Genomic DNA, 14,567 nt, shown 5'->3' with positions numbered 1-14,567 from the left:
GAGTCGCCCGACCTATCGGCCGCGCGACAATGCCAGACTCGTGATGAACTCATCATAGTGGGCGACAGCCGCCGATTCCGACAATGTTTCACGGCGGAACCTCAGAGCATTCGCTGCCAGTCTGGCGGCGGTCGAGGGCTCATTCGAGAGGGCTTCTGCCATCTCCACCAAAGCCACCGGGACAGCAGCATCCACACGAACACCACCACCAGAATGTGCTATCTCATATGCGGTGACGCTGTCACGGTCCGTGGCAGCTAGGACCGGGACACCTGCATTGAAATAGGAGGTTAGTTTGCTCGGAACTGCCATGTCTTTGACACCAGGCAACTCGTTGACAAGCAAGACGTCTGCAGCCGCGAGTGCGAGCTGAAATTCACGTCCGGGAAGGGGATCGACAAAGGAGATATTGGACACACCGTGCGCAAGGCGCTCAAGGCGGCCGCGCTGGTTGCCGTCGCCCATCAGCACGAACTTCACGTGGCTTCCTCGGCTACCAGCTATTCGGGCTGCCTCGATCACGTTCTCCAACCCCTGTTTTTTACCCATATTTCCCGCATGTAGGACTACCACGTCAGTAGCACCCCAACCCATTTTGGAACGCATCTCGTCTAGACCTGATGTCGGCGAAACATCTAGATGTGTCCAGTTTCGGATGACCTCAACACGGCCTGGTGGCACACCCAATGAATCGACCATATGCCGCTTAAAACGTTCGTGAATTGCCGCCACTCCGTCTGCGGAGCAAAGAATCTTGGACTCCAACGACGAAGCCAATCGAGCCAATTTCGTTCCACCGGTTCCGGTTTGAACGACTCCGCGGCTGTAGAGGTCTTGTATCCAGATGCCCACAGCTGGCCTGTTGGGCCTCAGTCGAATTCGTAATATTGCAAGGGCACAAGCGAAGAGCGCGGGGCTGACTACAAGCACCACATCAGGTTTGTGCCAGATGGCGCACATTAGGCGCAGCCCAAAGCTCAACTCCAAGTGCAGGCGACCTAGGGCAGTGGGCTTCTTCGGAACATGATGACGCAGCCGTTTAACAGATACTCCGTTGATTTGTTCTTCCCTCGTCCAGCCCGAGTAGCCCTCTTTGAGACTCCATTCCGGGTAGTGAGGATAGCCGGTGATCACGTGAACTGTGTGGCCAGCTGCAGTAAGCCCTTCTGCCAAGCTAGCAGTGTACGGGGCGTTGCCGGTGGGCTCAGGAGCGTAGTTCAGGCCCAGTATGGTTATACGCAGTTTTTGTTGAGTCACAGGTGCAAGAATAGTCGTGCCAACACGTCACGGCCCACCGGAGGATCCGCAAATGCACCCAGATGTACTATCAAATTCGGATGTCCGAGTCGTTTCCTTGCGCGACGCGCCGGGCGAGCGGCAAGCTTGGGATAGGTCATTAGCCGTAATTTACCTCTGGGGAGTAGCGGAACTGCTCTTCGTGTCAAACCCTTGGCAGATCAGCTCATCGCTCCGCGTACTGGTGTTGAAGGCGTTTGGTGCAGAGATTGGCGAAGGAGTCGTGTTCCGCCCCAGAACTCGGGTCAAGTTCCCGTGGAAGCTACACATCGGCAATAACAGCTGGATCGGTGAAGGCGTGTGGTTTCACAACCAGGATCACATCTACGTAGGTTCCGATGTTGTGATTTCCCAAGAAACTATGCTCACCACAGGAAGTCATCGTCATCGTTCGGACATGGGTTTGATAACGAGCCCAATACACATCGAAGACGGAGCCTGGATAACGTCAAGGTGCGTGGTGCTTGGCGGTAGGCGGGTAGGGAGGTCGGCCATAGTTCGGCCTTTGACCGTTGTTGACGCTGATATCGAAAAAAATACCATCAGCGGCGGCCAGATGGATAGCCCGAAGCGAAGGTTCTGATGCGACGATCTTTGTATTCACTTTTGAGGCAAAACCGATATTTGGAAGAACGCAATTGAAAATTCTACGCGTCGTAACTCTTGCTAGCGCAACCGGAAAATACGGCGGTCCTTTTGATACTGCCATTAGTCAGGCGCGGCTGATCGCAAATATTGACGGCCAGGACGTCACTCTACTCGCAGGTCACATGCGCAACGATAGACCAGCGATTATAGGGGCGAAATTTGAATTCGTTGGTCGAGATGTTTATCGAGTCCTAGCGAGGACTGGATTCTTTACATGCTTCTCCTGGAAAATGCTCGCTGAAATTTTTCGTCAGGTCCGTAGGGTGGATATAGTACACGTCAGCTATGCCAGAGAGTTCATTCCACTGATGACCTCGGCACTTGCGATTATGTTTCGAAAACCGCTAGTTCTCCAGCCTCATGGAATGTTGACCACGCGAACCAGTGCCGTGCATAAGGTCGTAGACCTGTTGGCTGCGCCCATGTTCCGCAAGGCAAAGCGCGTGATCGCACTAACCGGTGTGGAGCGGACGCAATTGGAGGGCTGGGCCCACTGCAATGGTGAGAACTGGATAGATGTGATTGGAAACCCGCTTCCGTATGTACCTAGCAGCGAAACAGGTTCACCAAGATCACACAAGGCCGTCTTCATCGCGCGGTTGGAGCCTCGCAAGCGCGTTTCAGACTTCGTCGAAGCTCGTCGCATCGCTCATGACAACGGGTGGAATGAGGTATATGAGGTTGTCGGGCCGGACCAAGGAGATGGGGCGGCAGTACAGTCTGCAGCGGAGTCCCTCCCTGGCCTTATTTATGGCGGAGCTATTCCTTCGTCATCGATTGAAGCAGTCCTGGGCTCCGCAGGGGTCTTCGTGCTCACCTCCGACAACGAGCCGTGGGGAAATGTGCTGGTTGCAGCGTTGGCAACAGACCTTCCTGTTGTCGTTACGCAGTCCGCTGCTCTCGCTGATGAGGTTGATCGAAATCGTTTAGGTCTGGTGGTTCCTGATCGTGATCCCCGAGCTGTCGCCGAGGCCGTACATAGAATCCTTGGAAGCAATTGGCGCACCGCTGAAGAAGCCAGAGCCGCCCGAGACTTCGCCAGGAAGCGCTTTGATCAGGTCGAGATTCGGCAGAAGTTGTTGAGTACTTACATCGCGGCCTCGGAAGGGCGCGTATAACTGGCCATCACCACGAGCGCTGCATGCAGAGGTTGCTACCACGGAGGCAGTTCTGATGATTGTCCCCACGGTCGTTTCCTAGGGCGGGGCATTGGGGGTACGCTCAGGCGGCCGTTGCAGCGACCTGATTATGGTAGAAGGTTAGCGGTCCTACCGGTCGGTTGGTGACGCGGCTGGCTGGTGCGGCACCTTCGGGTACGGTGTTGGGCCTGCGGCGATCGTGGTTGACTATGGCAGTTTGATTCAGGACCGGTGTGACGGTTTGAATCAGGACCACCTCAGTGTTGCTTTCATCTGTTGAAAGCGAACATTTGGAGGTCCCAGATGAGGGTACGCATGGAACTGTATGCCAAGATCCGCCGAGATGCCCGTTGGAGGGCATTTCGATCCGCGGGCTGGCAAAGCGGTACCGGGTCGTCAGGGAGACCGTCCGACAGGCCTTGTCGGATGCTGTCCCACCGGCTTGGAAGAAACCGATAAGGTCATCGCCCAGACTGGATCCGTTCAAACCTGCATCGATGCAATTTTGACGGTAGATACCTCAGCGCCGCGGAAGCAGCGCCATACCGCCCGGCGGATCCTGACCCGGCTGATCGAGGAGCCCGGCGCGGAAGAACTGTCGTACTCGACCGTGCGTGACTACGTGCGGATCCGCCGGGCGCAAATAGATGTGGAAGCCGGTCGCAGGGTGGGAGTGTTCGTGCCGCAGGAACACGCACCCGGTGCCGAAGCCGAGGTGGACTCCGGGGAACTCTGGGGTAGTGCTCAACGGTGTGAAGACGAAATGCCACATGTTCGTCTTCTGACTCTTACATTCCGGCAAGGCCAACCACCGAATCTATCCCACCCAAGCCCAAGAAGCATTTTTGGAAGGCCACATCGAGGCGTTTCATGAAATCGGGGCGGGCCGGTCAGACAAATCCGCTACGACAATCTCACCAGTGCGGTCACCGCTGTGGTGTTCGGGCAGGGCCGCAGCGGCAGAAGAACGACCGGTGGGTGTTGGTCCGCTCGCACTATGGCTTTGGTGCCTTCTACTGCCAGCCCGGCATCGGTGGGGCGCACGAAAAGGGTGGGGGGGTGGGGGCGATGCGGGCTGGTCCCGTCGCAACCGCCTCTCCCCAATGCCGGTCGTGGAGTCCCTGAGAGATAGTGCTTGAAGGTCGCGCGAGCAACGCGATCATCTCTTGGGTCGTTACTGCAAGTTGTCTCGTGATGTACGGGTATGCCTTCTGGTCCTACCGCCGGGCTGTGAAGAATCCACCGACTGGCGATTAGAGGGTGGGCCAGCATCGCCACGTGCATTGGAGCCAAAATCCTATTGGTCAATCACCGACAGCCAGTCTTGCCAACTGAAAACGGGGCCACGGGTTGGCGGTTCTATTGTGTGTGGTCCGGGGTGTCCTCGGACCACACATTTTCGGTCGGCGCTAACACGTCCAACGGGTAGTGCAGGAGTGCGTAGCCTCGGACCTGGCGACGGCCTCTGGGCCGTACCGGGCCCGGGCATTCGCTTCGCCCTGCACCCGCCCGTAAGCGCCAGCCGCCTCCTTCCGGGCTGCGCCCGACTCTTCTATGTCTGTCAAGCGGCATTTGTGGTGCAGGAAGCGTTGAGCGTGCGGTGTACGCGTCGGGCCAGATAGCGCTTGATGCATCGACTGATTTCCCTATTTGTGTGGCCTTCTGCCCGCCGCTTCTCGACGTATTTCCGGGTCTCGGGATCGTGGCCATTTTGGTGAGCGAGACCATGTGTAAGGCGCGGTTCAGGCTTCTGTCGCCCCCGCGGTTCAGGCGGTGGCGGACGGTGTTTCCTGAAGACGCAGGGAGCGGGTTGACGCCCGCCAGGGACGCGTAGGCGGCCTCGTTTCGAACCCGCCCGTGGTGGGACCAGGTGGCGAGGCAGGTCGCTGCAGCGACGGGCCCAAAGCCCGGTTCCTGAAGCAGGGGCGCGGCCTCGCTGAGCTGCACCAGCTCGGTCAGTTGGTTCTCGTTGGATTTGAGCTGTTCATCGAGTTCGAGAACACGCCTGGCCAGGCGAACCGCCTCGGCGCGGGCAATGGACAGGGAGAGCTCCTCCTCGCGTGCACGCCACCGCGAGACGTCAGTGATCTGCCCGCCTGAAAGAGGCTTCCGGGCGTCCAGTCCCAAAACGTGTGTGCGCGGCAGCGCGGTGAGCGCGTTGACCGAGCGGGTCCGCTCGGTGCTCATCGCATCGCGTGCCGTGATCAGGATCCGCAGGGCTTGACGGACCCCGTCGTTCACCCTGGGCCGGCGCAGCTTCTCCAGCGGCAGCGGCAGCACGGCCGCGCCGATCCGGTGGGCGTCCAGGGCATCGGACTTCCCAACGCCGCGGCGCTTCCTGGCATCCATGCGTGGTGCCTCGGCGATCGGGAAGCCCTCGGCGGCAACAGTGCCGGCCAGGACAGCCCCGTAGGATGCGGCGCCTTCGATGACCCAGAGCGTGTCAGCGTCTGCCCCGGTACGGCGGGCGACCCAGGCGATGGCCCTGCTGATGCCGGCAGGCGTCGTGGGAAACTCCCGGGTATCCAGCAGTTCGCCGGTCCCGGCGGCGAGGACGGCGTAAACATGATTCCGGGCGTGGGTATCAACCCCCACGACAAACGGGTGGGAATGCGCAACGATAGACATGGCGGTGCAGCACCTTTCCTCAGCGATGGACAAGGTCCCGCTAAAGGCCGGTACCGGTCCGGGTAGGAATCACATCGGAACAGCACCGTGACGAATCATGCGCTCAACAACGCGGACAATCTTCTGATCAAGTCACCGAAGTGGGCCGGACAGGTACCGGCCGACCACCCCGACGGAAGGACAAGTCGGACGCAAGACACTAATGGTCATAGTTTCTTTGAGTCACAACCACCGAGGCGGACGGCCGATACCATCCTGCCAGCCAGTCCCAGACCAGCTGCTGATAAGACTCACAGAGCTTCTTGACGTCCACGTGGATCATTCGCCCGGCCACGCATATTCGTACCTGCGGGCCGGATCCCGGCCCCGCGCTCTGATCCCGGTTGCCGGATCGGTGAACCGAAGCGGAGGGCAGAGATATCGGACCATGATGCTGTGAACCGTGGAGACGTTCAGGTGCAGCTGATAAGCGATCCAGGCCGGACCCCACCGGCGGTTACCCGCAGTCCGAGCACACGCCTCTCGGCGCGCATCGGGGTCCGGTACGGGCAGGTCAGTGGCCGGCTCCCACGGTCATCCAGGGCGCGGCCGTCGGAATGGAAACGTTGAAGCGCTCAGCAGCCCGACGCAGCATAGCTACATGACGGCTAGTTTGAGGAGTCCGGATAGCCGAGAACAGCATTGCATGCCACGAGTACTATGCATCTGAGATAAAGGACTAGAACGAACGGACATGTGCCGCGCCGTCTCCATTCGACCCTCTTCACCCTGGGAACGAATTCTTCATTTCCGCAGATGTAGCTGTGAGCGGATGGCAGGTGGCGTTTGCTTAGCATTGCTACCCGAAATTGTCCCCACTGATCGTCCAGCAGCGTCAAGGAAACCCATAGTGCTATTCCCGGTTTCAGTATCTACGCAACGCCAATTAGCGGCTAGCAACAGAATGCCAGCAATGAGCCCAACGCTGCTCCAGTCGGGAAGTCCGAAGGAGACTGGACGCTCCGATATGCCAGCCCATGCCAGTGCCGTGACGTAGAGAGTGCTGGGGAGGAATCCGTCCCAGCCTTGCTTAATCCAAAGGAGGGTTAGCCCTACGAGACCTGCCGCAGCGAAGACGCCGCCCTGCAGAGCTACATCTAAGAACTGATTATGGGGCGAGTACCCAGCAGAAGCGCCGAACGCACCAGTCGATTGTCGTATATCCGCCCATCCGTACAGTCCCCGTCCGAACAACGGATCCTCGGCTATAGCAGACACTGCAAGGTTCCAAAGCTGTGAACGCCCAGTAAAAGCTCCGGGGTTGTCGCGACTGCTTACGACCAAAAATGTAGCAACCGCAAATCCGGCCACAGGCGCCAGCAACGCAAGGCGTCTAATTGCCACTCGAAGGGTACTTGTGCGGTGTCTCGACCTTATAGCTAGGAGCAGCCAGACGGACCCTACGGCCAGTAATGCGATCAGCGAAGTGCGACTTCCGGAAGCGAGTACTAAAATGCCAACTGCGGCACCAGCGAGCAATCTGACGAGCCGATCGCGAAGAGCAAAAAGCAAAGGAATAAGTAGAATCAGAACCAAGCCCAGGGAATTTTCGTGACCCAATACACCGCTGAACAAAACTCCGGTAAAACCGCATTTGTCATTCCGGCAGGATGTTAGCGCACCTGGCGCGCCCGACAGGCCATATAGAGATGAGCCAGCTGTAATAGACAGCGCGAGCATAAGACCACCCACGCCCAGCGATGCGAGGCTATGCTTCCTCAGTAGGAGTACTACGCCCAGCGCCGTAATTAGCAGAAATCCTCGGGAGATGCCCTCAGCTGTGCTGAACGCCGTCCCGGCCCAAATACATCCAGTTACAAGAACAAAAAGGACGGCAGCATGGATGTTGCCGACGGCTCCGAGACCAGTCCGTCGAACTAGCTGGATGCACTCGTAACCTAGGTACGCAACCAGCAACAAGTCACTTACTGTAGACAGTTGATCATAAATAGGACCATTAACGGTGACGGGTTCCCCGAGTAGGGTGTAGTAACTGTGTTGCTGTCCGGCGACTTTCGAGGCGATTGAAGGCCCACTGGTCGCTAAGAACACCACAGCGAGCCCTGTAGAACTCATCGTCCAAGAGCCGAGCAACCGGAGTTTTACCGTCCGAACGGCAGCAGCAAAACTGAGGAGGATCGCCAGGCACAGGAGCACCTGTAGGAGGACGGGGGCAGACACAAAACTCCTTGATTCGGTAAGCAGTAATCCCTGACTCATGACGGAGAACAGCGAGGTCTTGCGTAAGTAATGGCTGCGTTGCTGACCGCTAACTATCCTCCAGCATAGCTCGCGTAGCGAAGAAAACGTCACCGGTCCGGTCCATTCCGTGGCCAATAGACGACGCAGCACCTTGGGGCCGGATGACTCCCACTGCTCGACGAAGGCTCTTTGATGCCGACCGTGGCCGACAGCCTGTTCATGTGAGCATTGGAAGCGGATTCTACGCGGCAGGGAACGATGGCAATGTCCCAACTGGATACAGAGGCTGGCGGTTCGGCGACCGGGGACGATCCCACTAATAGGCCCATCCCGCTCCCGCTCTGCGCAGCGAATAGACTTGAGCTAGATGAGTGTGTACTTCTCTGGAAGGAAATTTGTATGACTAATCCAAGAATTTCAATTGTGACAATAAGTTACAACCAACGAGACTTCCTAATGCGGAACATCGCGAGCGTTCGTGGGCAAGCCTTTCCGGATTACGAGCATATATTTGTTGATCCGGGATCTACAGACGGCTCTCGTGAACTTATAACGAATATGAACGATGCCAACCACACAACAATTTTCGAATCCGACAGCGGACCTGCCGATGGACTAAACCGTGGATTCTCGAAAGCGCGAGGAGACGTCGTTCTCTATCTAAACTCTGATGATGAGTTGGCCCCTAATGCTCTTAGGATCATCGACGAATTGCACTCCGACAACGCTGAAGCGGATGTTATTATCGGAAACGGTTGGACCATCGATTATCGAGGGAATCCCATAAAGTACATCAGAAGCGATAAGTTCACTCCGGTTCGTCATGCTTTGTCCGTAGGAATTGTACTGCAGCAGGCAACCTCATTTAAGAGGCGGTTGTTTTCGTCCGGTCTGTCGTTTAACACGACGAACCCAGTCAACTGGGATGCCGAGATACTTTACGAAGCCTATAGCAAGCACGCCCGCTTTCTGAGAGTGAACGATACCTTGGGGTATTTTAGGCTTCATGCCGAATCTATTACCGAGGGCGGCCGTCACGAAGATCTTCTTCGCCGCGAGAGGAATCGACTTCGAAAAGTTGCAATTCCGTACCTGCCTGCGACTATAACTGAACTCGTGGGCGTTGTACCTCGCACTTTCAAGTTTCTTCAAAATCGCGCGCATTTGCGACTTCTTAACCCTAAGTTCCCGGGACTTGTAGGCGAAATCCGTTGAAGTCGCAGTCTCGGATACTATCGTTGGGGAAAGTCATAATTAATCGCGTTCTATCTGCACTGCAGATAAACGGATGATGAATAGTCGTGGCCCGATATTTCTATTACTGCGCCAAGCTTTAGCTGGTTCCGGTGTAAGGATTGTTGGGGTGCCCATTGTTGCGGTCATCGGCCTTTACAATACTTCGCTGATTGTTGCTCAGACTGGCGTTTCCACGTATGGAATAGTCAACACCGTGGCAACTCTCGGTGCGTTGTTGCCCTTTGCCGACCTGGGCATTGGCGGTTCCGTAACAACGGCTGTTGCCCTAAGAAGCCAGTTGCGTGCCGGTGAGCCCTTGGTTCAAGAACGTATAGCGGGCGCTTATAAGGTGCTCATCTGTGTAGCGGCAGCCCTAGTCTTAACTTCCATCGGCATGGGCTTTTTTGGGCTCTGGGACGAAGTATTTGGTCGAAATATAGATCCTCGCGATCAGTGGATTGTTTCGATCGGTTTTATGATATTTGCCGCCGGTATTCCATGCGGTCTGGGTGCGCGCATTCTGGTGGGGCTCGGACGAAATGCCCTTGCCGTGTTTATTGGAATGACTTCATCCTTGTTTGCATTAGTTTCTACTCTCAGTCTGATGCTATTGAGCAGCCTTCCAATGTCCTTTGCGCTGTCGGGATTCATAGGTGCGCTTATCTCTAATGTAATCGCATCTTTTATAGGACTAAGACTCTTGAAGCGCGAGGGTGTAGTTCTACTGAAGCCATTTTCGCGACTGAAGCGCTTTCCTATCCGCAAGCTTTTGTCCGGTTCGGGATGGCTTTTTGTTGTTACTATTGGTTTGCCGCTGGGTCTTGAGACGGGTCGCCTAGTACTTTCTCATAGGTCTACCAGCATTCAACTTTCAGAGTTCGCTCTGGCGTCGCAAATTTATGTACTGGCTTGGTCAGTTATAGCTACTTCGGCAGGTGCCCTTTGGACCATTTTTGCTCAGAAGCGTTCGCGTCCTCGGGAGTCATACTATATTTGGCGTCTGATGGTGGGTGTCTTCGGCGTTGGGGGCCTAGTTGCCGGCTTCCTTCTTTGGAAAATAGGCCCATACTTGGGGCACGTTATTTCTAGAGGAGAAATCGCGATTGGTGAAGATACATTTCTCGCTTTTGGCTTGCTCCTTTTAGCGCAATCTCTTCACTTACCCGCAGGTAGCATGCTTACGAAGCCCGTTGAATTGCGTTACCAGGCTATTTGCGTTGCGGTGATGGCGACTTTGAGTTTGTCAATTGGAGTCGTTTTCTCCGCGACTTACGGTGCACCTATAATTGCCTTTGGTGCCGCCGTGGGGGTTTTTGCCGGGCAGTTTGTCCCCGACATAGTTGCCGTCCGCCGGTTTCTGTTCCATACGGACCGGTAAAGGATGGTGTCCGGGGTAAGGTTTCGACAGGAGCTGGGTTGTTATTGCCGCAATGACGAGACTCGTCATAACCTCTCGCAGCAGGTCAAGGCCGATGCGGTCGGGCCATCGACAAGGCTTGGGCCCACCGGATGCTGCTGCTGCTGCGTGACGGCGACAACCTCAGCTGCCCGGCCGCTTTCCGGCTTGAGGAAGTGTTCGCCGTCGACGATCCAACCGGCACCCTCCGGGCGGTCTGGAAGGTTGAAGAACAACTCCGGGTCCTGCTGCGCACCGGCTCCCTGGAGGACGCCGCCGCAGCGAAACAAAGCTCGAAGAACTTTGTGAAGGCGGCAGCCAGGCCCGAGACGAACAGGCTCTACCGCACCGTCTGCAGATGGTGGAAAGAAAATGAGGTGCTCATCATCACCGGCGCCACGACAGGCAAGGTCGAAGCCAACAACACAGCGATCAAGAACACCAAACGCACCGCCCGCGGGTACCGCAATGCAGTCAACTACAAATCGGTTGTTCTCTTGAGAAGTGCCGTCCGGACGGCGGCATAACACTCATTCCAGGGACCCATTTTCCCACGAACCGCGAAGAGCTCGTTTCCTCAGCCGGCCGGTGAGCCGGTCAGCCCGATCCGCCGGATGCCTCAGGAGTCTGATAGCCGCCCAGGAGGAGCGGGGGCGCTCTTCTCGGAGTAATCGAACGCACGCTCAGGGGTGGGAAGTATTCCAGCAAGGTGGCGCGAGGCCGGTTGATCGACCGGACAGGGGCGCAGATCAAATCCGTACGGCAGGCGGTGAGGAGCCGCAGGTCCACGCTGATTTGATGGTCACCCCTGAGGGGCTGCAGATCCGTGCGGATCCGAGCCTGGTCAGCGATGATTCTGGCATCTTTCGCGTCGGTCTCGCCATCTCCGCGGTAGGTCGCGAATCAGGGCCTTACTGACGTATCGACAGTATCGAATCTTATGGCCGCTTCAGTTGTAGCCACTCTTCCGGACTTTGCGCCCTGTTGTTTTCGAACCCCCAAGTTAAGCGTGAGTTCTGTCAGGCCCCCTGCTGCATGCCGCACGTGCGTATTACAGCCAGTCGTCTCGCGCGGGATCATATCGCAAGATAGATGGATTAAGCATCGATTTTAATCTTAGTGGTCCATGCCAGGCAACAGACTCTGCAGCGGTCTTAAACTTGTCAAAAAATGAGAGAGGGCGGGCAACGCGCTCCATCTCTTTCCTGTAACCCAACATGTCGGCACTCAGGTGAACTCCGTGGTAGCGGAAGCCACCGAGGGCGGCCTGAACAATTGTCGGTTCGGTGTACTTTGAGAATGAGTGCCAGATGAAGTAATCGCCGGCGAGCCGGTATGATGCGAGCTCGTCAAGGTCGAGTTTAGACATTAGTGCTTTTGACCAAAAGGTGGATTCCTGCTGAACCGGTGGAAGCACTCGTCCGTAGATGCCCTGCCTTATCCATGACTTGCGATATCTCAACGGCAAATTGGCGCGAACTACGGTTCCGTTCACGGCATAGTGAACGTTCATCCCAGATATCCAGTCGAGTCCCTTGTCCTCAAATAATTGGGCGACGAGCGACAGCGCCCCGGGCAGGAGGAGATCGCCGGCGTTGAGGTAGAAATAGATGTCGCCGTCAACCAAGCGGAATGCCTGTGCCAGTCCGTCGTACATGCTCTTATCGGAACCTGTGATCACTCGAGCCGATCCGCGAGTTGCCGATCGGGCGTGATCTGCCGTGTTGTCATCGGATTCGCCGTCCCAAACAAGATAATCCAATTCGAACTTCCCAGTGGACAGGCCGTCTTGGGACAGAATGCTATTTATGGTTTCTGAGACCAGGCTACCGGCATTACGGACAGGCGTAACGACTGCGAATTTCATCTTGAGATAATCAATTCTAGATTGAGGAAACAAATTTCACATAAACACTATGAAAACTCAGTCGTGATGTGCAGTTCGCTCATCTTGACGGGGAAACAAATTGGGGGGTCTTAGATCTTCAGCGTAACGAGGATCGAAATGCTCATTCGGAAAATCTATAGGCTTGGGAGCTGCGCGACGCTTTGTCGAAGATACCCGGGACGCGTCGTCAACATTGCCGTAGTAGGAGTACGCATAAGCATCCGGACCCTTGGTGGGTAGCTTATTCATTACGAGGCCAAAAATATTAGCGCCCACCATCTCAAGCGCGCTCAAAGACTTCTGGAGTTCCTGTTCCTTGAGTTTTTGTGAACCCACAACCAAGACGACGCCCCCTACGTGCTGGGAAAGGACGGCGGCGTCAGTAACCGGCAAGAGCGGGGGAGCGTCTATCACGACTGTGTCAAACATCTGCTCGAGGTGCCTGATCATTTGGTTCATCTGGCTGGAGCCGAGAAGTTCGCTTGGATTCGGAGGTATTTGACCCGAAGTCAGAACGAACAAGTTATCTTCACCCCACTGTTGGAGTAGATCAGTCACTTCCGCCTCGGTCACCAAAGCAGTAGTGAGTCCCGCGTTCCGTTCAAGCCCCAAGTACTCGCTGATCATGGGACGCCTAAGGTCCGCATCAATGAGACATACGGTTTGTCCTGCTTGCGCGAGGGCTATGGCGAGGTTCGTTGCTGTGGTGCTCTTTCCCTCGCCTGGGAGGGATGAGGTTACTAGGACAGTTCGTGCATCCCCTGAGATATTGGCGAACTGTAGGTTTGTACGCAGTTGGCGGAAAGATTCAGCCCGGGGACTCTGCGGCAACGCCTGAGTTAGGAGGGGCTTGCGGCTAGCGTCGCTGTCGAAGGCAATACCGCCCAGCAGCGGCGCAGCTGTGACTCTTCTGACGTCGTTTTCACCTCGAATGACAGTGTCCAGTTGGGATCGAAGGACTGCTCCTGCGGTACCAAGTATTAAACCAGCAAATAGTCCAAACAATAGATTCATCCGAGTGTTAGGCGCGGATGGGGACACGGGTGCCGTTGCAGGAGTAATTACGGAGAGGCTTACGGGGGTGCTCCCTCCTGCTTTTGGTTTTTCAAGGCCGTCAACAGCCTTGATAAGGCTCTCGGCAACGGCCCTTGCTATCGCGGCCGACTGGACTGGCGAACCGTCCGAAACACTGATGCTTATCAGAACGGTATTAAGATCGGTGCTGGCTTTCACATGCTTGGATAGTTCTTCCGCTGTAACTTCAAGCCCCAGTGAGTCGATCGCTGGCTGTAGAACGATGGGAGAGTTGACCGTCTTGACGTAAGACTGAACACGAGCTTGACCGAAGGTGTTGCCCTGCTGGAGCTCTTGAACGGAGCCTGATCCCTGAATGGCCACAAAAAGCTGGGTTTCGGCTGTGTAGGTTGGCTTCATGATGATCGATGCCGCGCCGGCCGCCAAAAGTCCCGCAAGGACGGCTCCCACGATCAATATCCAGCTCCGGCGTATAATGCGCACGTAGTCGCGTAGATCCAAGACTGGGTCCCCCTGTATCGATGGCTAGGCAGACGCGTGCGCTTGCCGAAGTATAAGTTTCACGCGGTTGCTTCAAGTCTACCTGCCGCTGGACGGGTGATCCTTTCATTCCAGCCAGGCCGGATGGGTTAACACATGCGAGTGAATCGGCAGGTCATCTTCGCCACTACGGAAGCCGACACCTCAGGTTTGTATTTCCTAATCTCGTGCCGTTACCTGCACTTTCGGGAAGTAAGCGGCTATGGTGCAATCTTGCGAGAGTCGTCCCTTGAAGGTAGTTGGAATTTGTTCCGCAGGGGTGTGATGTTGGAGCACGTCGACATTGGTTGTCAATGCTTAAGTCTGTTATTGCGGACTGTCATCCCAGAACACGAGGACGCCTTTGTGTCTAGGGCGCTGTGCGTGGATTGCAGCTTCTCGAAAATGATTGTCCAGCGCGCGGCCCAAGAGATGATGCCGCGGCCGACGCCCACAGAGCATGTGTTAGACCTCGAGATTATCGCCGAGTCCGTCGGGTGTCCTGCTTGCGCTGCAGCCTCATGTGTGCCGAGGACTTCAG

The 14,567-nt window shown here is 56.2% G+C and carries 9 protein-coding genes and 2 pseudogenes; 5 read left to right on the top strand and 6 right to left on the bottom strand.

The window, feature by feature from the left end:
* Window positions 1-12: 12 nt before the first annotated feature.
* Window positions 13-1,257 carry a glycosyltransferase gene (locus ACP3TD_RS15800; protein ID WP_426763932.1) on the bottom strand — a complete coding sequence of 415 codons (1,245 nt, stop codon included), beginning with the start codon at window positions 1,255-1,257 and terminating at the stop codon, window positions 13-15.
* Window positions 1,258-1,811: 554 nt separating this feature from the next.
* On the opposite strand from ACP3TD_RS15800, the gene ACP3TD_RS15795 reads away from it, so the two are divergent.
* Both ACP3TD_RS15795 and istA read left to right on the top strand, forming a co-directional pair.
* Window positions 1,812-3,062 (top strand): glycosyltransferase family 4 protein, encoded by a 1,251-nt coding sequence (locus ACP3TD_RS15795; protein WP_426763931.1) that lies wholly within the window; start codon window positions 1,812-1,814, stop codon window positions 3,060-3,062.
* 324 nt (window positions 3,063-3,386) lie between these two features.
* A pseudogene (gene istA, locus ACP3TD_RS15790) lies at window positions 3,387-4,213 on the top strand (IS21 family transposase); the annotation flags it as partial.
* Between the two features lie 431 nt (window positions 4,214-4,644).
* On the opposite strand, the pseudogene ACP3TD_RS15785 reads toward istA, so the two are convergent.
* Together ACP3TD_RS15785 and ACP3TD_RS15780 are read right to left on the bottom strand one after the other, a co-directional pair.
* A pseudogene (locus ACP3TD_RS15785) lies at window positions 4,645-5,711 on the bottom strand (IS110 family transposase).
* A 783-nt stretch (window positions 5,712-6,494) separates the two neighbouring features.
* Entirely contained in the window at window positions 6,495-7,430 is a 936-nt protein-coding gene (locus ACP3TD_RS15780; RefSeq protein WP_426767270.1) for an O-antigen ligase family protein, read from the bottom strand.
* Between the two features lie 921 nt (window positions 7,431-8,351).
* Between ACP3TD_RS15780 and ACP3TD_RS15775 the strand changes: the two genes are divergently transcribed.
* The 3 genes from ACP3TD_RS15775 to ACP3TD_RS15765 all read left to right on the top strand — a co-directional run bounded on the left by ACP3TD_RS15775 (window position 8,352) and on the right by ACP3TD_RS15765 (window position 11,111).
* Complete coding sequence (locus ACP3TD_RS15775; protein ID WP_426763930.1) at window positions 8,352-9,167, top strand: glycosyltransferase; 816 nt, start codon at window positions 8,352-8,354, stop codon at window positions 9,165-9,167.
* Between the two features lie 73 nt (window positions 9,168-9,240).
* Complete coding sequence (locus tag ACP3TD_RS15770) at window positions 9,241-10,566, top strand: hypothetical protein (protein ID WP_426763929.1); 1,326 nt, start codon at window positions 9,241-9,243, stop codon at window positions 10,564-10,566.
* Window positions 10,567-10,697: 131 nt separating this feature from the next.
* The gene (locus tag ACP3TD_RS15765; protein WP_426763928.1) at window positions 10,698-11,111 is read left to right on the top strand and encodes a transposase; all 414 of its coding nucleotides are present in this window, start codon (window positions 10,698-10,700) and stop codon (window positions 11,109-11,111) included.
* A 70-nt stretch (window positions 11,112-11,181) separates the two neighbouring features.
* Here ACP3TD_RS15765 and ACP3TD_RS15760 read toward each other — a convergent pair whose 3' ends face one another.
* The 3 genes from ACP3TD_RS15760 to ACP3TD_RS15750 all read right to left on the bottom strand — a co-directional run bounded on the left by ACP3TD_RS15760 (window position 11,182) and on the right by ACP3TD_RS15750 (window position 14,008).
* Window positions 11,182-11,436, bottom strand: a complete 255-nt coding sequence (locus ACP3TD_RS15760) for an IS110 family transposase (protein WP_426767268.1) — start codon at window positions 11,434-11,436, stop codon at window positions 11,182-11,184.
* Window positions 11,437-11,635: 199 nt separating this feature from the next.
* The gene (locus ACP3TD_RS15755) at window positions 11,636-12,451 is read right to left on the bottom strand and encodes a glycosyltransferase (protein WP_426763927.1); all 816 of its coding nucleotides are present in this window, start codon (window positions 12,449-12,451) and stop codon (window positions 11,636-11,638) included.
* 57 nt (window positions 12,452-12,508) lie between these two features.
* Window positions 12,509-14,008: a polysaccharide biosynthesis tyrosine autokinase gene (locus ACP3TD_RS15750; protein WP_426763926.1), complete on the bottom strand. Its 1,500-nt coding sequence runs from the start codon at window positions 14,006-14,008 to the stop codon at window positions 12,509-12,511.
* Window positions 14,009-14,567: the final 559 nt, after the last annotated feature.

This window comes from Pseudarthrobacter sp. 1G09 (assembly GCF_050038305.1).
Taxonomy (GTDB): domain Bacteria; phylum Actinomycetota; class Actinomycetes; order Actinomycetales; family Micrococcaceae; genus Arthrobacter; species Arthrobacter equi.
Note: the sequence above shows the minus strand (reverse complement) of the source record. Positions and strands in the feature narration are given on the sequence as shown.

Excerpts from the sequence above, each read along its gene's own strand:
- ACP3TD_RS15770 (WP_426763929.1), top strand. The coding sequence starts at position 9,241 with ATGATGAATAGTCGTGGCCCGATATTTCTATTACTGCGCCAAGCTTTA.
- ACP3TD_RS15780 (WP_426767270.1), bottom strand. The coding sequence starts at position 7,430 with ATGCTCGCGCTGTCTATTACAGCTGGCTCATCTCTATATGGCCTGTCG.
- ACP3TD_RS15775 (WP_426763930.1), top strand. The coding sequence starts at position 8,352 with ATGACTAATCCAAGAATTTCAATTGTGACAATAAGTTACAACCAACGA.
- ACP3TD_RS15765 (WP_426763928.1), top strand. The coding sequence starts at position 10,698 with ATGCTGCTGCTGCTGCGTGACGGCGACAACCTCAGCTGCCCGGCCGCT.
- ACP3TD_RS15755 (WP_426763927.1), bottom strand. The coding sequence starts at position 12,451 with ATGAAATTCGCAGTCGTTACGCCTGTCCGTAATGCCGGTAGCCTGGTC.